Below are 22,782 nucleotides of genomic sequence, written 5' to 3'. Positions count from 1 at the left end.
AACCCTGAGTAACCACTGGAGAACCAACGACGATGACCACAGCAACGACTGAGTCTCCCCTCATTTCTGCGGCTGAACTGCACGATGCCCTGCAACGCCAGCAGGTACTGCTCATTGATGTGCGGGAGCCAAGCGAATACAACAATGCCCACATTCCGGGAGCGCTGCTCTGTCCTTTGGCCAATGTGAAGGAACTTGAACCCGCCTGTAATTCTGACACCCCGGTGGTGCTCTACTGTGAATCTGGCCGGCGATCGCGCATGGCCTGCGAAATCCTTGCCAGTCGGGGGTTCGCAAATCTGAAAAACCTTGAAGGGGGCATTCAACGCTGGAAACAGGGGGGCTATCCGATCACGGGTGCGGTTAGTGCGCCCATCAGCCTGATGCGGCAGGTGCAAATTGTGGCCGGCAGTCTGATTCTCACGGGAGTGATCTTGGGCTTTACCGTCAATCCGGGATTCTTCTTCCTGTCGGGCTTTGTCGGTGCCGGTTTGGTCTTTGCCGGTGTCACCGGTACCTGTGCCCTAGCGCGGGTTTTGGCACTGCTGCCCTTCAATCGCCCACAGGTGAAATAACCCATGCTGAGCTACTGGATAGGGCATGGGCTGGCGATCGCCATCGGCTTGAGTCTGGGTCTATTGGGGGGCGGCGGTTCTGTCCTTGCCCTGCCAGTGCTGGTCTATGTCATGGGCATTGAAACCAAGGTCGCGATCCCGATGACGCTTGTGATTGTCGGCAGCGTCAGTTTACTGGCAGTCATTCCCCAGTGGCGGCGCGGCTACGTTAATTTGCGTCTGGCACTGATTTTTGGTTCGGCAACCATGATGGGTGCCTATCTTGGGGCACGACTGGCAGCCTTGCCTTGGATTACCGATACGGTGCAACTCTTACTTTTTGCCGTTGCCATGATGGTGGCGGCTATTTTAATGATTCGGCGGCAACAGCGTCCCCCTGCCCCTGAACTCACCCCGCCGGAACGTTCCCTTGAGAGCCAGCTCTATGCTCCTCCAGTCTGTAAGTACTGTTGGCTGTGGCTACCCACCGAAGGCATTGGTGTGGGTATTCTGACGGGGTTGGTGGGGGTTGGTGGGGGCTTTGCCATTGTGCCTGCCCTTGTTTTATTGGGCAAAATTCCAATGCGGCAGGCGATCGGCACCTCACTGCTGATTATCACCGCCAATTCCGTAGCTGCGGTTTGGGGCTATCTGGGCACGGTTAGCTTGGATCCCCGCTTAACCCTGACCCTCACCTTAGCCGCCGCTAGCGGTTCTGTTATCGGTAGCTATCTCAGTCACGGCATTTCTGCCAAGCGACTTCAGCAGGGCTTTGGTTACTTCTTAATTGGCATTGCGGCCTTTGTGATCCTGAAAACCCTACTGGCACCTCCCCAGCGCAGCAAAAGCTCCTCCCTACCGCCGAGGCACTACCTTACTGCATCGGTTCCCGCAAGACCAAGCCGCACCTAAGACGCTGTTTCAGGAGTCTCTGCAGCACTCTGCTGTTGCCCAATTTGATTCAGTAGCGAAAGAACGCGACTGCCCCGTTCCAGCGATCGATCCTCAATAAAGACGACCTCCGGTGTCCGCCGCAGGCGAATGCGCTGCCCCAATTCCCGTCGCACAAAGCCTGAAGCCGCTTTCAAGCCGGCCATGGTTGAGCGCCGTACCTCATCGGTGCTGTAGATACTGACGAAGATCTTGGCGTGCTGCAAATCACCGGAAACTTCCACATCGGTGACACTGACCATGCCCGCCCCCACGCGCTCATCGCGGATTTCATACATTAACAACTGGCTCACTTCCCGTTTGATTAATTCTGCTACCCGTGCCACCCGTCGTTCGGTCGCCATGGCGGGCCTCCTTTTCTCGGTTGTTGGCAAAGACTATCCTGCACGTCTCCTATCTTATCAAGACAGCTATCCCTCTGTTTCTGGCGGGTGGGCGATCGCTCAAGACTTTTATGGCAGCAACCGCTGGCAGCAGTGTTACAAAAGTTAACATTTCTTGCTGACGTTCTCTGCAAGTTGAGGCCTGAATTTCTTGCTCTCTTGCCAGATTGCGACCCCTGCTCAAAAATGAGAAAGCTGAGAAGCTAGGCAACAATCACCTTGATATTTCGTAAGAATTCCGCTATCACGTTAATATAGTTCTCCCGCAGCAAATGCTGATGGGAAGCTTAACCTACCCTTGGTGAACGCCAACAGCAACTAGGTAAAACCACCTACTAGCTCAAGCGTTAGCGAGGGATGGGTTTCTTATTTATGAAGCCAAATTAACAGGATGCTGGAGCGATCGCTCCTAAGTTTTAGAGAGCCGATCACACCCTACCAGCAACTGTAAGGTTCTAAATCTGGCATCTATATCTGCAAGAGGATTTAATTCCATGACGATCGCAATTGGACGAGCGCCAGCAGAACGGGGATGGTTTGACATCCTCGACGACTGGCTCAAGCGTGACAGATTTGTCTTTGTCGGCTGGTCAGGCATCCTGCTGTTTCCCTGCGCCTACCTTGCCCTCGGGGGCTGGCTGACCGGTACCACCTTTGTGACCTCTTGGTACACCCACGGCCTCGCCTCCAGCTACCTCGAAGGCTGCAACTTCCTCACCGTTGCCGTTTCCACCCCCGCCAACAGCATGGGGCACTCCCTCCTGCTCCTCTGGGGTCCCGAAGCCCAAGGGGACTTCACCCGCTGGTGCCAACTGGGCGGTCTGTGGACCTTTATCGCCCTCCACGGCGCCTTTGGCCTCATTGGCTTCATGCTGCGGCAATTTGAAATTGCTCGCTTGGTGGGCATCCGTCCCTACAACGCCATTGCCTTCAGTGCCCCCATTGCCGTTTTTGTCAGCGTCTTCTTGATGTATCCCTTGGGGCAATCCAGTTGGTTCTTTGCCCCCAGCTTTGGCGTGGCTGCCATCTTCCGCTTCCTGCTGTTCTTCCAAGGGTTTCACAACTGGACTTTGAACCCCTTCCACATGATGGGGGTGGCCGGTGTGCTCGGCGGTGCCCTGTTGTGTGCCATCCACGGTGCCACAGTGGAGAACACCCTCTTCCAAGATGGCGAAGGCGCCAGCACCTTCCGTGCCTTTAGCCCCACCCAATCGGAAGAGACCTACTCGATGGTGACGGCCAACCGGTTCTGGAGCCAAATTTTTGGCATTGCCTTCTCGAACAAGCGCTGGTTGCACTTTTTCATGTTGTTTGTGCCCGTGACGGGGCTGTGGATGAGTGCGATTGGCGTGGTGGGTCTGGCGTTGAACCTGCGGTCTTACGACTTTATTTCGCAGGAGATTCGGGCAGCGGAAGACCCTGAGTTTGAGACGTTCTACACGAAGAACCTGCTCTTGAACGAGGGCATTCGCGCTTGGATGGCGCCCCAAGACCAACCCCATGAAAACTTTGTCTTCCCAGAAGAGGTACTCCCCCGTGGTAACGCTCTCTAGTAACTCGATTTTTGCCACCAATCGCGACCAAGAATCCTCCGGTTTCGCGTGGTGGGCCGGTAATGCTCGTCTGATTAATCTCTCCGGCAAACTCTTGGGTGCTCACGTCGCCCACGCTGGCCTGATCGTTTTCTGGGCCGGTGCCATGACCCTGTTCGAGTTGGCTCACTTCATTCCTGAGAAGCCAATGTACGAGCAAGGGCTGATCCTCATTCCCCACATTGCCACCCTTGGTTGGGGCGTTGGCCCTGGGGGTGAAGTCGTGGACACCTTCCCCTTCTTTGTGGTCGGGGTGGTGCACCTGATTTCCTCTGCTGTTCTCGGCTTTGGTGGGGTTTACCATGCCATTCGTGGCCCTGAAACCCTTGAGGAATACTCCTCCTTCTTTGGCTACGACTGGAAAGATAAAAACAAAATGACGACGATCCTCGGTTTCCACCTGATCGTCCTCGGTATTGGTGCCCTGCTGTTGGTGGCCAAAGCCATGTTCTTTGGTGGCCTCTATGACACTTGGGCACCCGGCGGTGGCGATGTCCGCGTCATTACCAACCCCACCCTTGACCCCACGGTGATCTTTGGCTACCTGCTGAAGTCTCCCTTTGGCGGTGAGGGCTGGATCGTCAGCGTCAACAACCTTGAGGACGTTGTCGGTGGTCACATTTGGATCGGTTTGATCTGCATTGCTGGTGGTATCTGGCACATTCTGACGACGCCCTTTGGTTGGGCACGCCGTGCCTTTATCTGGTCTGGGGAAGCCTATCTGTCCTATAGCTTGGGCGCCCTGTCCATGATGGGCTTCATTGCCACCTGCTTTGTCTGGTTCAACAACACGGTCTATCCCAGTGAATTCTATGGTCCTACGGGTCCAGAGGCCTCTCAGGCTCAGGCAATGACCTTCTTGATCCGTGACCAAAAATTGGGTGCGAACGTCGGTTCGGCTCAAGGCCCCACCGGTCTTGGTAAATACCTGATGCGCTCTCCTACGGGTGAAATCATCTTCGGTGGTGAAACAATGCGCTTCTGGGATTTCCGTGGTCCTTGGTTGGAGCCGTTGCGCGGTCCCAATGGTCTTGACCTCAACAAGATCAAAAATGACATTCAGCCTTGGCAAGAGCGTCGTGCCGCTGAGTACATGACCCATGCCCCTCTGGGTTCTTTGAACTCCGTGGGTGGTGTGGCCACCGAAATCAACTCGGTGAACTTCGTGTCACCCCGCTCTTGGCTGGCTACGTCCCACTTTGTCTTGGCCTTCTTCTTCCTAGTGGGTCACCTGTGGCATGCTGGTCGTGCCCGTGCGGCGGCGGCTGGTTTCGAGAAGGGGATTGACCGTGAGTCTGAACCCGTACTCTCGATGCCGAGCCTTGATTAGAGTCACTGACTTCATCTAACCAAACTCAATCGTCCTTGGCTCCCATCTACGGATGGGGGTCTTTTTTTTAGCAGGACTCAATGCCGAGTATTTTTAACAGTTGCTCAGCAATGCGATCGCTCGCTCCGGGGTCGCCCATGCGTTCTTTGCCATTGGCGGCAATTCGCGCAAGTAAAGTCGCATCTTCCCAAATCTGCCAAAGGGTCGGGATGGCCTCTTGAGGATCATCGAGTAGGAAAATCGAGTCTCCGAGAAGGCGTTTTTGGCGACTAGCAAACTCACGGGTAAACTGGGGGCCTGCACCCGCAAAGGTGATCACGGGTTTCCCTAAGCCCACACACTGCTCTGTGGCTGTGCCGGCGAGGGCAATGCCCCCTTCTGCCCAATGCAGAAATTCACGAAAGTGATGTGAACTTAAAATCAGTTGTTGCTGACCCAACTGCCATGCGCTGGTCTGGGGTAATGCACTGGCGATGGGTTGCCAGCCCTCAAGGCTTTGCTCAAGCATCCGTAAATCAAGGCTGGGACTGACAGCGGCAAGACAGGTCAGCGGCTGATCGGGATAGGGCGCCAGTACCCGTAGGATCTGTTGCCAATTGCGGTAGGCCTCAGGGGCACGAGACCCCGGCAGTAGCACAATGGTTCTAGTCGTAAAAGGCGATCGCTCAGGGGGTGGCATCACTAAGTCCATCATGGGATTGCCACAGTAGTGAACCGTGTAACCGAATTGCCGCAACCCTTTAGCGGTTAACTCATCACGGACAAAAATGCCTCGACAGCGGGGCGATCGCCACAACCATCGCTCCCAAGGCAGGTAGTCACTCCCCGCCCAGCCCATGCCCCAACGATAGGGACGCCCCGTCGCGTCATATAGGTAGTAGTCAGACTTAGCAGTGCCGATAAAACTATAGGTTCCCCCTGTGCCATAGGCCAGCAATAGGGGCACAATATCCCCCACCGCTAAGAGATGCCCTGCTGAGAATCGCTGCCAACGCTGAATAGCACGAACCTGCGCCCCCAACAGTCCCAGCAGCCCTGCTCTAAGATCCCGCCATAGCTGTCGCAGATCCATGTAGATAAAGCCCCCAGAGGGGAGTATTTTTCCAGGCTGCAATACAGGAATTCCCAGCCGCGTATAGGCAGACCCTAAGCCCACCAAGGGCAACGCCATTAGGTCTAAGTGTGGACACCGCTGCCGCAAGGCCTGCAAAATCGAGCTGGCGATCGCATCCTCACCGTGGCCATTACTCAGGCAAAGGAGTCGCTTCATGCCTGCATCAACTCAAGAGCTGTAGTAAATCGTGACCAATCATCCGCCTGATCAATGGCCTGCCAAATGTGTTCGATCTGGGAACGAGTGAGGATGACAAGGGGATTGGCTGCCTGTAGGGTTTGGGGAATTGCCGCCCGCTGCCGTGGGCTGGCTTGCTGAAGTAGCTCAAAATAGGTTCTTTTCCAAGCCTCTAGCAATTTCTGATCTGCTGGCGTGAGGGTTGAGCTGTTACGAAAGATATGACTGGGATCTACAGCCCACTCAGGGGAGAATTCCTGCCGCAGGCTGACAAAGAATTGGGGATAACTGATGGTGCTGCGGCTGAGAAAAGCTTGGGTCTCTGCCACTAAGGGACAGCCAATTTCTAGAGGAAGGTCTGCCCAACCGAGGCGTTTGAGCATGAGTTTCAAGTAGGTGGTTTGGCAGCGATCGCCAAAGGTCTTTAGGGCAGCTTGCATTTCCTCAAGGGGCATTACTGAAGACAGAGGGATTTGCAGCTTCTCCAAATTCCAAGCACAAATTGCTGGTTGATTGCCGTAGGCGTAGCGGCCATAGTAGTCAAAGTAGGCGGCTGTAAACCCCAAATCATAGTGCTCCAAAAAGACATAGGGACCATAGTCGAAGCTCTCGCCCGTAATGGCCATATTATCGGTGTTCAAAACCCCATGACAAAACCCCGCCACCAACCACTGCGCCGCCAGATCCGCTGTGCGTGCCACTAGCTCCCGATAAAAGGTACAATCCCGTTCCTTGGGGTCTGGGATCTCTAGCAAGTGGGGGTAGTAGTAGTAAATGACGTGGTCGAGTAACCGTCGAATCAAGTCCGGTCGCCGCAGATAGTGGAGCCGCTCAAAGGTACCAAAGCGAATATGGGAACGGCCAAGGCGCACTAAGACACTCGATCGCGTCGGCGATGGCTCATCCCCCCGCCAGAGGGATTCTCCCGTTTCCACCAAACTGAGACTGCGAAAGGTGCTCACCCCCAAGCGATGCAGCAGTTCACTGGCCAAAACCTCACGGACACCGCCTTTGAGCGTCAGCCGACCATCTCCCCCCCGCGAATAGGGTGTGATGCCGGATCCTTTCGTGCCAAGGTCATACAGTTGACCATCCACACCGCGAAACTGACCATAGAGAAACCCTCGGCCATCCCCCAAGCGAGCATTGTATTCCCCAAATTGGTAGCCGTGGTAACGCATCGCTAAAAAAGGTTCACGCCCCTGAAACTGGCCAAAGGCCGCAATAAAGTCAGCATCGGTTACCTTGGCGGGATTCAGACCCATCAGGGGTAAGAGGGCATCATTGCGAAAACGCAGAATATGCTGCGGAAAGGTTGCCGCCTGTACCTCGTCCCAGTACTCTTCCCCTAGGGAGAGAAATGCGGGTTCGTACTCAAGGGTTTGAAAGCAATGTCGAGACATTCAGAACATTCAAAGCGGACTCAGCTATTGCGGCGTCTTGGCAGTTTCCCGTTTGGACTTTTTGGGATTGGGGGGATCCACAAGGGTACGCAAGCGCGCTTGAATTTGTTGATGGCGTTCGACCCCCTCAAAGGCAAAGGGGGTGTACCCGCGATCGCGCATCAAACCACGGATATAGCGAATGCGCTCATTGGTCGGTGGGTGGGTAGAAAACCATGGTAACGGTGGCTCCTGATGACGGTATTCCTTCTTGAGGGTGTGCATGAGGTTAAGTAGGCCATCAGCGGCATAGCCTGCCCTCGCCAGAATCCGTGTGCCCAAAATATCCGCCTCTCGCTCCATTTCTCGACTATAGCTAGTCACGAGAATCCCTGTCACATAGCCACCAGCAGGTAATAACCGCGTCAAGTTGGCAGTGGCCGTGCCTTGGGTGACCAAGCGAAAACCGTGGGAGAGCACCGCGTGGGCAATTTCGTGAGCCAGTAAGCCAGCAAGTTCTGCCTCGGTATTGGCTTTGAGAATTGCACCGGAATTGATAAAAATCTTGCCTCCTGGCAGGGCAAAGGCATTGAGATCATTATCTTTTATCACAAAAAACTCATACTCAAACTCATTGCGACCGGCCACTTTGGCGAGGCGTTGCCCCACTTCATTGACATAGGCTTGAACCTCAGGATCCTCAAGGAGCTTGACTTGGCGGCTAATTTGCTGTGCTGCTGAACGGCCTAGGGCAGATTCTCCCTGCATCATCAAGGCCATCATTTGAATCGAGTCCAAGGATAGTAAGGGATTGCCCGTGAGTGCCACACCCACCAGTCCAGTGAGGGCGCCGACAATCATGCCTTCGCGCAGTTGTCCCTGAAGGCGACGACGGAACCGTTGCATTCGCTCTGCGGCTAGTTGCTGAAATTCGGGTGTGGCGGGGTGGTCAGGATTCAGTAGGGCAAAACGTTGGGCGGCAAGAGCCGCTTCTAGCCACTGTTGCTGGCGATCGTAGAGGGTGACGAGGCTACGTTGAATATCGGGTTGATCAGGATAGAGGCTGGCGGCTTTTTCGAGATGGGCATAGGCCTCTTTGAGGGAACCCTGCTGCGCTAGAAACTCAGCGAAGCGCACTTGGCCGGGGATAAACTCTGGGAATTGCTCCACCAACAGCCGCAGGGGCACGGCTTGGGCACTGTAGAGTTGGGAACCCCCTTGAACTTCTCGCCAATAGACTTGGGCAGCGGGGGGCAGTTGACTAATTTCCAGTACAGCGGGGGGGGTGACACGGGGGGGTGGCAAATCTAGGTCAGCCTTGGCCTTTTGGTAATAGGTTTGGGCTGTGACGGTGTCTCCTAATTGCCAGTGGCGATCGCCCTCCCGTAGAAGTGCTAACCGCGCCTCCTGTGCGGCTTGCTCTGCGGTCAGTTCCACTGTTGTTGGAGCTTCTGAAGAATTGTCAGTCGTTCTTGGTGCAGGTTCCACAGAGGGGGCTGCTGAATCATCCTTGATCTCAGTGCTCGTGGGTAGGGGAGCAGGGGATTCTACAGGCGGAACGACTTCTGCGGGGGGTTGGGGTGGCAGCGGCAATAGATCAACAGCAGAGCCTTCAGATTGCGGCAGGCGAGCTTGGGCAAAGGGGTCTTCTTTAATGAGAGCAATCAACTCCTCCTCTGCTACACCCGTTTGGGGTAGGGACATCTCTGCTGCTCTAACCGGTTCAAGAGCCACCCCTAAAAGAAGAACAATACCCAGCGGCCAGTAGCGTAACCCATCTTGCACCATGAAACTGTCCTCAAGCCACCTGATGCTTTATAGTCTAATCACTAGGCATGGGTGAATTGGGTCTTCGTTAGAATTATAGCTATTCCAATAAAGAATGAGACGCTATTCGGCACAATAATTGCGAATCACTTCATCAATAGAATTGTTTGACCCTGCATACATCCACGCTCGCTTCAACGCACTGAAGTCGTGCTCAATCACATTCAAAGGAGTGACCTCCTACAATTCTTGAAGGCAAGAGGCCTCAAACCTTAAAAGCCCCTAGGGTGAGATGATCGCCAGCAGAGTCAAAACGGGACTTGGGCGATCGCTTTGAGCGGTTGATGCAGGCTTACTTTCGCATAGGGGAGGGGCTGTTTGCGTTGCGGTCTTAAGCCAAGACTTGCTTGAGCGCCTGAATGACTTGATCCTGTTGGGCAAGGGTCAGTCCATAGTACAGAGGCAAGCTAATCGCTTCTTGGTAGTAGGCCTCGGCGTTGGGAAAGTCTCCCCATTGAAAGCCCAATTGCTGATAGTAGGGTTGGGTATGCACAGGAATGTAGTGGAGATTCACCCCAATTCCAAGGGAACGAAGGGCTTCAAAGACTTCGCGATGGGAAGCTTGAATTTGGTCTCGCTTCAGGCGAATGATGTAGAGATGCCAACTGGAGCGGGTATCAGGATGCTGAAAGGGGAGCGTGAGGGGCAAATCCGCAAGAGATTGATGGTAGCGTTGGGCTAAAAAACGGCGCCGCTCGACAAACTGATCGAGGCGTTGCAGTTGCTGTAGGCCGAGGGCCGCTTGCAGGTCGGTCATGCGGTAGTTAAAGCCCAGTTCCAGTTGTTGGTAATACCAAGGGCCGTGGGAGTCGCTCACCATGTGTTGGGGATCGCGGGTAATCCCGTGGCTGCGCAGACGGATGAGTTGCTGGTAGAGGCCTGGATCATTGGTGAGAATGGCACCGCCCTCACCCGTGGTGATAATCTTGACGGGATGAAAGCTAAAAACCGCCATCGTCGAGAATTCACAGCAGCCAATGGGTCGGCCACGGTAGTGACCCCCAAGGGCATGGGAGGCATCTTCGATGAGGGTAAAGCTATAGGTCTGTGCAAGTTCAGCAAGGGCAGCCATCTCACAGGATTGTCCGGCGAGGTGAACAGGAATGACAACCTTGGGAAGCGTCCCTTGCTTTTTGGCAATTGCTAGCTTGTCGGCAAGGGCAGAAACACTCAGGTTATAGGTGTGGGGGTCAATATCAACAAAATCCACCGTGGCACCACAGTAGCGGCCACAATTCGCCGAGGCAACAAAGGTAATCGGCGAGGTCCACAGGCGATCGCCCCCTTGTAGCCCCGCTGCAATACAGGCGAGGTGAAGCGCTGCTGTGGCACTACTAACCACAACGGCATACCGTGCACCACAACAACTGGCCAGTGCTGCTTCAAACTCGGGAACCTTGGGGCCTTGGGTCAGCCAGTCCGATTGCAGGACGTCAACGACAGCCGCAATATCCTCTGGCGTAATGTCTTGGCGACCGTAGGGAATTGTGCCCATTTAGCCCCTGCCTGGGATAAAGTTCGGGTCAACGTGTTGGCGAATCAGAGTGCGCAGCTCCTCGACACTAAGGAAGCGATCGTTGGTGCCAGAATTATAGCTGAAGCCCGGTTTAACCCGTGTTGCCCCTGTTTGGGCACAGTACTCTTCTAGCGTGAACCGCCCTTGAATGGGCAAAATGGCATAGTACTGGCCTAAATCAACCGTGGTGTAAGAATCGGAAGTGGTAATCATCTCTTCGTGGATCTTTTCCCCTGGACGGATACCCACAAACTGTTGCTCACATTCCGGGCAAATCGCCTCTGCAACATCGAGAATGCGGTAGGAGGGAATTTTCGGCACAAAGATTTCGCCTCCCCAACTGTGCTGCAGTGCCCACAGTACCATTTCTACCCCCTCTTGGAGGGAGATATTAAAGCGAGTCATGGCTGGATCCGTAATTGGTAGGCAGCCCTCACAGCGCTTTTTCAAGAAAAGAGGAATCACTGACCCCCGTGACCCCATAACGTTGCCGTAGCGAACCACACTGAACCGCAGATCACGACCCGCAAAGTTATTGGCAGCAATGAAGAGTTTGTCACTACAGAGCTTTGTTGCCCCGTAGAGGTTGATGGGGGCAGCCGCCTTGTCGGTGGAGAGGGCAATGACTTGCTTGACACCGGTGTCGAGGCAGGCTTGAATGACGTTTTCGGCCCCCATGACATTGGTGCGAATAAACTCAATGGGGTTATATTCAGCCGCCGGCACTTGCTTCAGGGCAGCCGCATGAACCACAATATCGACCTTGTTCAGAGCCCGGCGTAGGCGATCGCGATCCCTAACATCGCCAATGAAGTAGCGGATACCTGGATACTTTTGGTAGGGGAACTCCTGAGCCATCTCGAACTGCTTTAGCTCGTCACGGCTGAAAATGACGAGACGTCGAATATCAGGGAACTGCCGCAACACCTCCTTGACAAACGCACGGCCAAACGACCCTGTGCCCCCCGTCACAAGTACGCCGCTCTCTTTCGTTAATCCTTGGTTCACTCTAGTCAGTCCTCACCGCTGTAGTACCTACAAATTAAACATAAATATTTAAATTTTAACTCTCAGTGCCATAGTGAAGAACTGTAGCTAGCACTTGACATAAATACTAGCTTTAGTGTATTTTCTTGAAAGGGTAGCAGAGATGTATAAATAAAAACACAGCTTGTAAGTAACCAACTACAGAAATTATGCAATTTACCAGTTTCTGGAGTTATATAGAAGGCCTGCTACTAGTAGGAAAACATGAAAGACAAAAGCGATAATCATAAGGAAACTAGATTTAATTTCCAAAAGCCTGATGTTTTAATAATTGAAACATTTGCCTACTGTCCTCACTTAGAAACTGCTGGAGAGATTGCAATTAAATACAGAAAAGAAGGCGTTAGAGTTGGAATTGTGTTTATTGATGTAGATAATCCTGATGACTATATTCCAAAAAGTGTCTTTGTGATATCTAGAAGTCGCCGAAATCGTGTTGAGGCTCTTTTTAGAATTCTTTCTAAGCTTGGTATTAACTGCTTAGTAAAAACTCCTGATCAATCATTAGTCGATCTATTGTTTGAAAAAATCAAAGATCAAATAAGGTCTTGTAATAATGTCGATTGCTTGAGAAAAATAGAACTAAATAATATAAAAATTGGTATGGGAGTTGCAAGTTCATATGTGTCGTACATGAAGGATATTGAGCCAGATATAGATAAAGCCTTAATTGAGCGCTATTTCAAATCAGCGATCGCCACCTATGTAGAAGTAGAAAAATTAATTCAATATTTTAAGCCTTCTCAAGTTGTAACTTACAATGGTAGATTTGCTTGTTCAAAGCCAATTATCTATTTATGCAAGAAATACTCAATACCTGTTTTTTATCATGAACGAGGTGCAACAAAAGAGCGATACTATCTATCGGATAAGCCTCCCCATGACTTTAAGGCTATTAGGGCATCAATAAAGAAAATGTGGGAGCTTTCTCAAGATCAAAATAAAGAAGAAATAGCAGAATCTTATTTTTTAAGAAAAATAAAAGGTGAAGGAATCGGCTGGGTTTCTTTCACAGAAAAACAGATAAAAGGGATGGTTCCTGAAAAAAGTAAAAAGTATAGATGGACGTATTATAGTTCCAGTGATGATGAATATATCTATGTTGAAGACTCAATAGAACATCCTATTTTTAAGTCACAAATTGAAGCAATTCGTTGGCTTATAAATTATGCAGCACAACTAGATGACGTAGAGCTAGTTATACGTGTTCATCCTCATAAAGAACAAAAGAGTCAAAGACTCCGAAATTTTTGGAATAATCTTGGTGGTAAGAATGTATCAGTAATTCCTAGCCACTCTCCTATTGATTCCTATGCCCTAGCTAAAAACTCTGATCTGATTATTGTTTATGGCTCAACTATGGGAGTAGAAGCAGCCTATCTTGGTAAACCTGTGATTACTATTGGTGATGCTACTTACAAAGGATTAGACTGTACTTACGAGCCATCATCGTTGCAAGAGCTAAAGGACTACTTATCTTTGAAGAAACTTGAACCTAAAGAGGCTAAAAATTCACTTCCATTTGGATATTACTATATGCTTTATGGAAACTTATTTTCGTACTACAAGCCTTATAGCTTATTTCAGGGTAAATTTGTGAACGATTATTTGTTCTATGAGAATCAAATCTTTTCGAGATTACATGAAATAAAGCTAAAATTGACTCGATTGTTTCAATTTATGAAAAGGAGTTAAAATGCGATATTTTCTGAAAAAGATAGTAGAAATTTGCGGAGCAAAAGGAACAATTATAGCTGCTGACACAATTGGCTTTCATAAGGGAAAACCTTTAGAAAAAGGATTTCGTCTTTTGTTGCAAATTCAGTTTTCTTTAAGTAAATTTGGACAAAATTATAAAGGTATTGATGAAAGCAAAATTTTGCCCCAATTCTATAACTATTATCAAGCTAATTTAATACATTATGAACCATTTTTTAAGGCAAGATCGAAATATTTAAGGTAGTATTCGTTATGAAATATCAGCTAGGTAAAGGAGTTCTTTTTCTCATTTTCAATCGTCCTCATACGACACAACGAGTTTTTGAGGCGATTCGTCAGGTTCGGCCACCAAGGCTCTATGTGGCTGCTGATGGACCTAGGGCAGATCGAGAAGGGGAAGCAGAAAAAGTTGCTGAGGTGAGAAGAATTGCAACCCAAGTAGATTGGCCTTGTGAAGTTAAAACTCTTTTTAGAGAGAAGAACCTAGGATGCAAGGTAGCGGTCAGTAGTGCTATTACTTGGTTTTTTGAGCACGAAGAAAAGGGGATTATTCTAGAAGATGACTGTTTGCCCCATCCTGACTTTTTTAGGTTTTGTGATGAATTGCTTGACTATTATGTAAATGACTCAAACGTCTGGGCGATTACAGGAAATAATTTTCAGAAGCGGATGATACAAAGTCAGAGTAGCTACTACTTTTCAAAATATTGCCATATATGGGGATGGGCAACTTGGAGACGCTCATGGGAGAAATATCAAGTTGATATCCCTTTTTGGCCTTTATGGAAAAGCTCTGTAGAGTGGCAAATGATGTTTGATGATTCTGTTGAACGTAGATATTGGCAAAAAATATTTGACCTTACCTATCAAGGCAAGATTGATACTTGGGATTATCAATGGCTAGCTTGCCAATGGTACTATGCACCACAATCTTTTACTGCAACTCCAATTGTTAACTTGGTCAGTAATATAGGTTATGGGAGCGATGCCACACACACACACAGCCCCAATGACCCTTTGGCCGATTTGCCAGTATTTTCTCTTGAGGAGATTTTACATCCAGTTGATATTAGTGTGAATAAAGAAGCAGATCAACACGATTTTAAAGAACGTTATGGAGGTAAGTATCTGTATTTTCCAAGAAATTTAACTTATCTAATAAGAAGAATTTATTTCAAATTTAGTAATGTAATAAATACTTATCTTAAATATCAATTCAAAAAATGGCTAACTTCAAATATTTTATCAAAACAATATTTCGTAAATTTGGTTATGATCTTGTTCGTTACCGTTCTGGTTTACACCCAGTTGCTCGGCTTGCACGGTTACTCGAATTTTATCAAATTGATAACATAATTGATGTAGGCGCAAACACTGGTCAGTTTGTATCGTTTTTACGTGATCAAGTTGGTTATTCAGGTAAAGTTAACTCTTTTGAGCCTTTAAGTTCAGCATTCAAAATACTGGAAATAAAGGCTAGAAATGATCAGTTGTGGACTGTTTATAATTATGGCCTAGGTGACTTTACCGGTGAAGCTGAAATTAATATTTCTGAAAATAGTTATAGTAGCTCTCTCTTAAACATGATGCAAGCCCATTTGGATGCTGCACCAAATTCAAAATATATCTCTAAAGAAAATATCACCATTAAAACACTAGATTCCATTTTTAGTAATATAGCTAGTTCACAAGATAAAATTTTTATGAAAATAGATACTCAAGGATTTGAAAGTAAAGTGTTGAAAGGTGCAGAAAACTCTTTGAAAAAAATTCTTCTAATTCAGCTGGAAATGTCACTAGTTAGCTTATATGAAGGTGAAATTTTATTTGAGGATATGCTTGGGTTGATGAAGGGTTATGGTTATAGGCTAGTCGGTTTAGTCCCTGGATTTGCAGACTTAAGTACTGGTCACTTGCTTCAAGTAGATGGCATTTTCAGTCGTGAGCCATCACCTTAACTGTAGCAACCAGCGATCGCCCCAAGGCATTAAGGTTGTACCCTCCCTCCAAGCCAATGACAATACAGTGAGTGATCTGCAAGCACTGGTGCATCATCCAGCCATAGTCTGCCTCCTGTAATTCAATGCTAGAAAGGGGATCATCGCGGTGGGCATCGTAGCCCGCACTGATGATGAGCACATCTGCGCCAAATTGCTGCAAAAAGGGCATGACTTGATCTTGAAAAGCAGTGCGATAGGCCGCTCCAGTGGAGCCTGTGGGCATGGGTAAGTTGAGGACGTTGTTGTGGTGCCCGCGATCGCCCCCATCCCCCGTATAGGGATAGGCAGGAAACTCATGAAGTGAACAATAGGCAATCTGAGGATGGTCTTGAACCAGTGCTTGGGTACCATTGCCGTGGTGGACATCCCAATCGAGAATTGCGACTCGTCTTATCCTTGGCAGACTGAGGGCATAGTGGGCAGCAATGGCTGCATTCGCTAGTAGGCAAAAGCCCATTCCCCGCTCCCGCAACGCATGGTGGCCGGGGGGGCGTGCCAAAACAAAAATCGGTTGCTGCCGCTGTACAGCTAAATCTACCCCATCGAGCCACGCCTGTACTGCTAACCACGCCACGCGATCGCTCTGGTCATTGAGGTAGGTATCGGGATCTAGCCAGCCGCCCCCTTGTGCTGCAATCCGCGTTAATTGGTCTAAATACACCCGACTATGTACCTTTTCCAACCAAGGAGTTAATCCTTCTCCGACAGGTGTAGGTTCACGCCATTCTGCTGCTGGAAATGCTGCCTCTAAGTGCTGACGGATGGCCACTAACCGTTCGGGTCGCTCAAAGTGAAACTGGCGGCAGCGGTGTTCGAGGAAGCGATCGCTATAGATAAAGACAGGGGAAAACATAGGCGCTTGGTCAGGCTAGGTTGTTGCAATCGCCACTTGTATCACAAAGAAACGTTGGATTGAGTACCTGCTCCAACGTGTAGGGATAGACGTCGGGAAAGACTCGCAGAGACAGCAACGTTTCTCGCAAAGTTAAATCTACCACCACCCTTTCGAGGCCATCACTTAAGGCTTCAGCTCCCAAGCTCTGCAGACTAGGGCTCCAGCGCAAATGCCGCTGAATATTGGTAGTGTCTCCAGAAGCCACTAACACCCTAGCTGTCAAAGAGGACTAAACTCAAGAGCAATCTAGAAAATTTAGAAACTCTAAAAAAGAATCCAAGAATTTCTTTTCAGTCTCATCATTTGCTCTTCCTAGCTCATACCAATCATTTTCACTTATATTCATTATGCAGTTTTTCTCTAAAGCTTTTAAGTAAAGAAGAAACTTTTCTCTTGTTAGATCGAATTCTTGGTTGCATATTTTTTTCAAAGCGTTAGAGCAATCACTCAAATCACGTATTGGAAAGACTCCAGGAGCATACTGATAAACATGATAGCCAAAAAATAAAACTGGTTTCTCTTGATATAACGACTCCAAAGTAACGGTTCCAGTAATAGTCGCAACACAAAGACTATTCCTGATTAAATCAAAAGAAGAACAGCGACGAGAAACTAACCTTACTCTAGGGATTCTCAAGATATCGCTGTAGAAACTTGGCTCCCTATATCTACTGGTGTTTAGGTCGTATGTCTGAGCTGGGTGCTCCCTCACATATAACCATACATCCTCTGGTCTTGAGTGAGACAGCCATTCTATCATGATTTTTTGGTTCTCAAAAAACTCGCCCATTGGAAGTGTGGAACATTCGGGTTGATAATGTAGAGGAACATAAATATACGGCTCGTTATCTAAGCAGCTGTTATTTGTGACTGTACATAAACCTTCGTAATAAGTATCAAAGCATAGGTTACCAAATCTAGGTCTATGCCTATTTACTAACTTAAAAGTTCTTTCTACTGGTTTAACAACTCTAGTTATTTTTAAAATCCTAGCTATTCTTTTCAAAATTCCAGTCAATTTTAACTTGGTATATGAAAACTTAATACTAATAGTCATCAAGTATTTTAAAATTTTATTTCTAATTGAATTAGGATTGATAGACTTGGTATTAATAGCCATTAAGTATGCCAATATTTTATTTTTACTTAGCTGATCAAAAGTCTGCTTCATGTAAGGAGGATGCATTTGGAGTTTCTGGTTACTTATAAACTCGGCAAACTGTGGCGACCAGTAACTTATGTCCACAGAATCAGGATCATTGATGTACTTTTGGCACAAGGTATCTACCCTAGGATCTGGAATTCTCCAGTCACTCATTAGGGTGTACGACTTCGAGATTCCTAAGGGGTGAACAAGGATAGTTTTTATAGACATTAGTTTACAAAGGTAATAAATAACTGAATAGTAAGTTTCATGGGGTACAACTCCAAAAAAGAGATTAATTTTTCTATCCCTTAAGTACCATGACCAAAATTTTAAGTGTTGATAGTATTGGTCTCTAGCTTGTGTATACGACAAGTTAAGCCATCTATAAATAATAGATATTATTTCTGACTTGTACATTTCCATTGAATTTAAAATGTATCTATCTACTGGAGGTATGCTAGCAAGCAATTTTTGATTGTAAATACAGTGCTGAAGATCATCATGATCCATGATTTCTATAGTAAAGTTTACATTTGAAAATTCTTTATTCTTTCTGTGATACTTAAATGAACTAAATTGGTAAATACACAAGCAAAATTCTAGGTCAATAGTAGTTGATAGCATCTTGGCAAAGTAGGGTTGCTGTAAAACGATCGCCCTGTATGGAGTTGCCATTTCAGTTTCCCAATATTTACTAAATTTTTTAATTCTATAATGAAAAGACTAAGGAGTCAAGACCAGTTTGCCATAGGAAAACGCGAAGACTCAACTAGGGAGGATGGTTAGGAAATACCCGGAAATAGTCATTGTTGTCCGCTTGGAAAGCTCTTCGGTAGGTTGCCCCGGTTGAGCCACTGGGCAGAGGCAGATTAAGGGCGTTGTTGTGGTGCCCGCGATCGCCCCCATCCCCCGTATAGGGATAGGCAGGAAACTCATGAAGTGAACAATAGGCAATCTGAGGATGGTCTTGAACCAGTGCTTGGGTACCATTGCCGTGGTGGACATCCCAATCGAGAATTGCGACTCGTCTTATCCTTGGCAGACTGAGGGCATAGTGGGCAGCAATGGCTGCATTCGCTAGTAGGCAAAAGCCCATTCCCCGCTCCCGCAACGCATGGTGGCCGGGGGGGCGTGCCAAAACAAAAATCGGTTGCTGCCGCTGCACAGCTAAATCCACCCCATCGAGCCACGCCTGTACTGCTAACCGCGCCACGCGATCGCTCTGGTCATTGAGGTAGGTATCGGCATCTAGCCAGCCGCCCCCTTCTGCTGCAATCCGCGTTAATTGGTCTAAATACACCCGACTATGTACCTTTTCCAACCAAGGAGTTAATCCTTCTCCGACAGGTGTAGGTTCACGCCATTCTGCTGCTGGAAATGCTGCCTCTAAGTGCTGACGGATGGCCACTAACCGTTCGGGTCGCTCAAAGTGAAACTGGCGGCAGCGGTGTTCGAGGAAGCGATCGCTATAGATAAAGACAGGAGTTGGCACTGCTGTTGCGTCCATGCATAAAATCGGTATCCTAGAGCGCAGGGTTATTCATCATCATTTCATATGACCTCTCTCAACCAACAAGATACTATTTTTGTCAATCAAGAAGCCGATGCATGGTATGAGCGCAATGCAGCAAGTGCCACCGAACCTGCACCGGCCAACGATAAAATTTTACAAGCCCTATCACACCTGACTTTGCCAGCGCAGGGAATACTCATTGATGTTGGTGGCAGTTCAGGCAGGGTTGCTGAAGGATTTAGAAGACAATACCCACAGTGGCACTGCCGAGTCGTGGAACCTTCAGGCAAAGCCATTGCCGCAGGTAAAAAAGCTTTTCCCCACTTAGAGTTTACTCAGGGGAGTATCACCCAAGCCCAAGGATTACCTTGGCAAGAAGCAACGATTGTAGTTATTTCATCGGTATTTCACTGGGTTGATCGCTCCCTTCTCAGCCGTGCGGTCGCCAATGTGGATTTAGCGCTTAAGGATGGCGGCTACTTAGTGATCTCCGATTTTGATTCTCCCTTCTTACGAGCAAATGCCTACAAACATCGGTCTGGCTTATACACCTACAAGCAGGACTATGCTGAAATTTTTCGTCAGCTTGGCATTTATCACTTGATTTATCGCTTTTCGGAAACACTTGTTGACCACAGCGGTAGTGATCTAGACGACCCTTATGATCGTCAGTGGGTAACAAGCATCCTAAGAAAAGATCTGCAGGGTCGCTATTTTCACAAGTCGGAATGAATACTCAGCGTTTGGCTCTTGGTACCGTTCAGTTTGGTCTTGCCTATGGAATTGCCAACCAGCAAGGTCAAGTCACCCTTGAAGAAGCAAAAGCCATTTTACAACAGGCTCAAGAGGTGGGCATAGATACCCTTGATACAGCAATAGCCTATGGTGACAGTGAAGCAAGGCTAGGGGACATTGGTGTTCAGAGCTGGAATGTTGTCACTAAACTTCCCAAATTACCTTCCAACTTGTCTAATGTTCAGCAGTGGGTTCAAGACAACTGTAGAAGATCACTGCAGCGTCTTAAGCTAGACAAGCTCTATGGGCTATTATTGCATCATCCCTTGGATCTCCTTAGGTCAGAGGGAAAGGAGTTGTATGATGCACTCCTAGAATTGAAAAAAGATGGCTGGGTTGACAAGATTGGTTTTTCCATTTATTCACCGCAAGAATTAGAGCAACTGTATCCCAACTTTAAACCTGATCTTGTTCAGGCTCCCTTTAACGGTCTAGACCAGCGGCTAGTGAAATCGGGTTGGCTGGCTCGTCTAAAAAGCGATGGTGTTGAGGTGCACGCGCGCTCTGTTTTTCTACAGGGATTGCTCCTCATGCCCGCTGAAAAGCATCCCCAAAAGTTCTCCCGTTGGTCTAAGCTGTGGCAGGCGATAGAAACATGGCAAGCTACCGTAAGGGTCACTCCCTTGCAAGCTTGCTTAGGTGCAGCCTTCCATCAACAGGGACTAGACCGGATCCTCGTTGGTGTTGAAAGTTGCGGCCAACTGCAAGCTATCTTAGAGGCAATGAACACCGATCTTCCTCCTTGGCCTAGTCATCTATGTAGTGATGATCTAGACTTAATCCATCCTAGTCGCTGGGAGCAACTATGAAAATCGCAATTGTGCAGGCACGCATGGGTTCAACCCGCTTACCCGGCAAAGTGATGCTGAAAGCGGACGGTAGGCCCTTGATTTATTTTTTGCTTCAGCGATTGCGAAATACCAAGTTAGTAGACCAAATAGTTGTGGCCACTGGTTCTCAACCAGAAAATCAGAAAATTGTAGATTATGTGCATGGGCTGGGGTTCTGTTGTGAGCAAGGCAGTGAAAAGGATGTTTTAGATAGATATTATCAAGTGGCTAAAAAGTATGGTGCTAAAACTGTTATACGCGTAACAGCTGACTGTCCATTGATTGATCCTGAAATTGTTGACCAAGTTATCGATCTATTTCAAAGCTCTAGTGCCGACTATTGTGCGACCAGCACTCGCTTTGCCGATGGTCTAGATGTAGAAGTATTTACCTTCCAAGCCCTAGAAACAGCATGGCAAGCCGCCTACTTACCCTTTGACCGTGAGCATGTCTCCCCTTACATTAGGAACAGTGGCAAATTTCGGCTCAGGTTTTTAGAACCACCTATTGACTTGTCCAGTTGTCGCTGGACGGTTGATGAACCGGAAGATTACCAAATTGTTCGGCAGGTGATTGAGCACTTTGCCCCGCGAATTGACTTCTCTTGGCGGGAAATTTGGCAAATGCAGCAGGAGTATCCTGCGGCTTTTAGTTTGAATGAGCATATTGGCAGAAACGAGGGAGCCATCTTAGGAACCGGCCAAAAGTTGTGGAAACGAGCTAAGCGCATCATCCCTGGGGGCAGCATGCTCCTTTCCAAGCGCGCTGAAATGTTTCTGCCAGAGTACTGGCCCAGCTATTTTAGCAAAGCTAAGGGGTGCCGCATCTGGGACTTAGATGACCGCGAATATATTGATATGTCAATGATGGGAATTGGCACCAATACCTTGGGCTACGCTCACCCAGAAGTGGATGAAGCGGTTCAACAAGTTATTGCCAAAGGCAATCTATCGACCCTCAACTGTCCAGAAGAAGTCTATCTGGCTGAAAAACTCATTGAACTACATCCATGGGCTGATATGGTGCGGTTTGCCCGAACGGGGGGTGAAGCGAACGCGATCGCCATTCGTATTGCTAGGGCAGCCACAGGCAAGGATTCGGTGGCCATCTGTGGGTACCATGGCTGGCACGACTGGTACTTAGCCGCCAACCTTGGTGATGAGCAAACCTTAGCTACGCATTTACTCCCAGGGCTAGAGCCAAAGGGTATTCCCTCAGGATTAAAGGGAACCGTCTTTCCCTTTCACTATAACCAGTTTGATGAACTCGAAGCCTTGGTGAATCAGCATGACATTGGCGTTATCAAAATGGAGGTACAGCGCAACGAGCCCCCCAAAGACGGTTTTTTGGCAAAAGTCAGAAAACTAGCAACCGATAGAGGAATCGTTTTAATCTTTGATGAGTGTACTTCAGGTTTTCGGCAGGCACTTGGCGGTTTGCACAAAATCTATGGTGTTGAGCCAGATATGGCCGTTTTTGGCAAAGCCCTAGGCAACGGTTACGCAATTACCGCAGTTGTTGGCCGCACGGAAGTCATGACTGCTGCTCAGTCCACATTTATTAGCAGCACCTTTTGGACGGAGCGCATTGGGCCGACAGCTGGCCTAAAAACTCTTGAAGTGATGGAGAAAACCCGTTCTTGGGAACGAATCACCCAGACCGGTCGGAATATTGCTGAGCTTTGGCAACAACTAGCTGTCAAGCATCAACTGGCTCTGAGAATCTCTGGAATTCCTGCTTTGATTCGCTTTCAGTTTGAGAACACAACCAACAACCTAGCGTATAAAACCCTCATTACTCAAGAGATGCTAGCACGAGGCTATTTGGCAACCAACGCCGTATATGTTTGCACAGAGCATACACCGGAGATTATTCAGGGCTATGGTCAAGCCCTAGATGAAGTCTTTGGTCTCATCAAAGAGTGTGAAGAGGGTCGGGATGTCAAGACCCTGCTAAAGGGATCAATCTGCCATGCAGAGATGCGAAGACTCAACTAGGGAGGAGGGCTAG

General features: G+C 48.6%; 22 protein-coding genes and 1 pseudogene. 12 read left to right on the top strand and 11 right to left on the bottom strand.

What is annotated here, in order from left to right:
• Positions 1–32: 32 nt before the first annotated feature.
• Both RHH81_RS00775 and RHH81_RS00770 read left to right on the top strand, forming a co-directional pair.
• Positions 33–575, top strand: a complete 543-nt coding sequence (locus RHH81_RS00775; protein ID WP_310453106.1) for a rhodanese-like domain-containing protein — start codon at positions 33–35, stop codon at positions 573–575.
• 3 nt (positions 576–578) lie between these two features.
• A complete protein-coding gene (locus tag RHH81_RS00770; protein WP_302676999.1) occupies positions 579–1,466 on the top strand; it encodes a sulfite exporter TauE/SafE family protein in 888 nt (295 codons plus the stop codon).
• Here RHH81_RS00770 and rbfA read toward each other — a convergent pair.
• Positions 1,463–1,849: a 30S ribosome-binding factor RbfA gene (rbfA, locus tag RHH81_RS00765; RefSeq protein WP_149820016.1), complete on the bottom strand. Its 387-nt coding sequence runs from the start codon at positions 1,847–1,849 to the stop codon at positions 1,463–1,465. The genes RHH81_RS00770 and rbfA overlap by 4 nt on opposite strands.
• On the opposite strand from rbfA, the gene RHH81_RS00760 reads away from it, so the two are divergent.
• The 3 genes from RHH81_RS00760 (at position 1,848) to psbC (ending at position 4,810) form a co-directional block, all read left to right on the top strand.
• The gene (locus tag RHH81_RS00760) at positions 1,848–1,997 is read left to right on the top strand and encodes a hypothetical protein (protein ID WP_310453105.1); all 150 of its coding nucleotides are present in this window, start codon (positions 1,848–1,850) and stop codon (positions 1,995–1,997) included. The genes rbfA and RHH81_RS00760 overlap by 2 nt on opposite strands.
• Positions 1,998–2,382: 385 nt before the next feature.
• The gene (psbD, locus tag RHH81_RS00755) at positions 2,383–3,441 is read left to right on the top strand and encodes a photosystem II D2 protein (photosystem q(a) protein) (RefSeq protein ID WP_206199695.1); all 1,059 of its coding nucleotides are present in this window, start codon (positions 2,383–2,385) and stop codon (positions 3,439–3,441) included.
• Positions 3,425–4,810, top strand: coding sequence for a photosystem II reaction center protein CP43 (psbC, locus tag RHH81_RS00750; protein ID WP_190278038.1), 1,386 nt, complete (start codon positions 3,425–3,427; stop codon positions 4,808–4,810). The genes psbD and psbC overlap by 17 nt, the downstream gene beginning before the upstream one ends.
• A gap of 67 nt (positions 4,811–4,877) precedes the next feature.
• Here psbC and RHH81_RS00745 read toward each other — a convergent pair whose 3' ends face one another.
• From RHH81_RS00745 to pseB, 6 genes and pseudogenes are all read right to left on the bottom strand, one after another.
• On the bottom strand, positions 4,878–6,080 hold the full coding sequence (locus tag RHH81_RS00745; RefSeq protein WP_310743222.1) for a lipid-A-disaccharide synthase-related protein: 1,203 nt from the start codon (positions 6,078–6,080) through the stop codon (positions 4,878–4,880).
• Positions 6,077–7,504 (bottom strand): protein adenylyltransferase SelO family protein, encoded by a 1,428-nt coding sequence (locus tag RHH81_RS00740; RefSeq protein ID WP_310743221.1) that lies wholly within the window; start codon positions 7,502–7,504, stop codon positions 6,077–6,079. Before RHH81_RS00740 ends, RHH81_RS00745 begins: the two co-directional genes overlap by 4 nt.
• 24 nt (positions 7,505–7,528) lie before the next feature.
• Positions 7,529–9,271, bottom strand: coding sequence for a M48 family metalloprotease (locus RHH81_RS00735; protein ID WP_310743220.1), 1,743 nt, complete (start codon positions 9,269–9,271; stop codon positions 7,529–7,531).
• Positions 9,272–9,373: 102 nt separating this feature from the next.
• Positions 9,374–9,478, bottom strand: a pseudogene (locus tag RHH81_RS00730) (IS630 family transposase); the annotation flags it as partial.
• Positions 9,479–9,641: 163 nt separating this feature from the next.
• Entirely contained in the window at positions 9,642–10,805 is a 1,164-nt protein-coding gene (gene pseC / locus RHH81_RS00725) for a UDP-4-amino-4,6-dideoxy-N-acetyl-beta-L-altrosamine transaminase (protein ID WP_310743219.1), read from the bottom strand.
• Positions 10,806–11,843 (bottom strand): UDP-N-acetylglucosamine 4,6-dehydratase (inverting), encoded by a 1,038-nt coding sequence (gene pseB / locus RHH81_RS00720; RefSeq protein WP_399378977.1) that lies wholly within the window; start codon positions 11,841–11,843, stop codon positions 10,806–10,808. It lies immediately after the preceding gene.
• 234 nt (positions 11,844–12,077) lie between these two features.
• Here pseB and RHH81_RS00715 point away from each other — a divergent pair, with 234 nt between their 5' ends.
• From RHH81_RS00715 to RHH81_RS00700, 4 genes are read left to right on the top strand one after another with little or no spacing between them, the layout of a single operon-like run.
• Positions 12,078–13,568 (top strand): DUF354 domain-containing protein, encoded by a 1,491-nt coding sequence (locus RHH81_RS00715; protein WP_310743217.1) that lies wholly within the window; start codon positions 12,078–12,080, stop codon positions 13,566–13,568.
• 1 nt (position 13,569) lies between these two features.
• Positions 13,570–13,836 carry a hypothetical protein gene (locus RHH81_RS00710; protein ID WP_310743216.1) on the top strand — a complete coding sequence of 89 codons (267 nt, stop codon included), beginning with the start codon at positions 13,570–13,572 and terminating at the stop codon, positions 13,834–13,836.
• Between the two features lie 8 nt (positions 13,837–13,844).
• On the top strand, positions 13,845–14,948 hold the full coding sequence (locus tag RHH81_RS00705; RefSeq protein WP_310743215.1) for a glycosyltransferase family 2 protein: 1,104 nt from the start codon (positions 13,845–13,847) through the stop codon (positions 14,946–14,948).
• On the top strand, positions 14,837–15,550 hold the full coding sequence (locus RHH81_RS00700) for an FkbM family methyltransferase (RefSeq protein WP_310743537.1): 714 nt from the start codon (positions 14,837–14,839) through the stop codon (positions 15,548–15,550). The genes RHH81_RS00705 and RHH81_RS00700 overlap by 112 nt, the downstream gene beginning before the upstream one ends.
• Here RHH81_RS00700 and RHH81_RS00695 read toward each other — a convergent pair.
• From RHH81_RS00695 to RHH81_RS00685, 4 genes are all read right to left on the bottom strand, one after another.
• Complete coding sequence (locus RHH81_RS00695) at positions 15,528–16,445, bottom strand: histone deacetylase (protein WP_310743214.1); 918 nt, start codon at positions 16,443–16,445, stop codon at positions 15,528–15,530. The two genes, RHH81_RS00700 and RHH81_RS00695, sit on opposite strands and share 23 nt — an antisense overlap.
• Positions 16,446–16,455: 10 nt before the next feature.
• Positions 16,456–16,692, bottom strand: a complete 237-nt coding sequence (locus RHH81_RS13050; RefSeq protein ID WP_206200631.1) for a DUF29 family protein — start codon at positions 16,690–16,692, stop codon at positions 16,456–16,458.
• Positions 16,693–16,722: 30 nt separating this feature from the next.
• Positions 16,723–18,309 (bottom strand): hypothetical protein, encoded by a 1,587-nt coding sequence (locus RHH81_RS00690; protein WP_310743213.1) that lies wholly within the window; start codon positions 18,307–18,309, stop codon positions 16,723–16,725.
• Between the two features lie 94 nt (positions 18,310–18,403).
• A complete protein-coding gene (locus RHH81_RS00685) occupies positions 18,404–19,141 on the bottom strand; it encodes a histone deacetylase (RefSeq protein ID WP_310743212.1) in 738 nt (245 codons plus the stop codon).
• Positions 19,142–19,189: 48 nt separating this feature from the next.
• On the opposite strand from RHH81_RS00685, the gene RHH81_RS00680 reads away from it, so the two are divergent.
• The 3 genes from RHH81_RS00680 to RHH81_RS00670 are packed head-to-tail and all read left to right on the top strand — an operon-like array spanning position 19,190 to position 22,769.
• Entirely contained in the window at positions 19,190–19,879 is a 690-nt protein-coding gene (locus tag RHH81_RS00680) for a class I SAM-dependent methyltransferase (protein ID WP_310743211.1), read from the top strand.
• On the top strand, positions 19,876–20,751 hold the full coding sequence (locus RHH81_RS00675) for an aldo/keto reductase (protein ID WP_310743210.1): 876 nt from the start codon (positions 19,876–19,878) through the stop codon (positions 20,749–20,751). The genes RHH81_RS00680 and RHH81_RS00675 overlap by 4 nt, the downstream gene beginning before the upstream one ends.
• Positions 20,748–22,769 (top strand): aminotransferase class III-fold pyridoxal phosphate-dependent enzyme, encoded by a 2,022-nt coding sequence (locus RHH81_RS00670; protein WP_310743209.1) that lies wholly within the window; start codon positions 20,748–20,750, stop codon positions 22,767–22,769. Before RHH81_RS00675 ends, RHH81_RS00670 begins: the two co-directional genes overlap by 4 nt.
• Positions 22,770–22,782: the final 13 nt, after the last annotated feature.

Source organism: Thermosynechococcus sp. PKX95, from assembly GCF_031583295.1.
Lineage (GTDB): Bacteria > Cyanobacteriota > Cyanobacteriia > Thermosynechococcales > Thermosynechococcaceae > Thermosynechococcus.
This window is presented reverse-complemented; position numbering and strand designations above follow the sequence as displayed.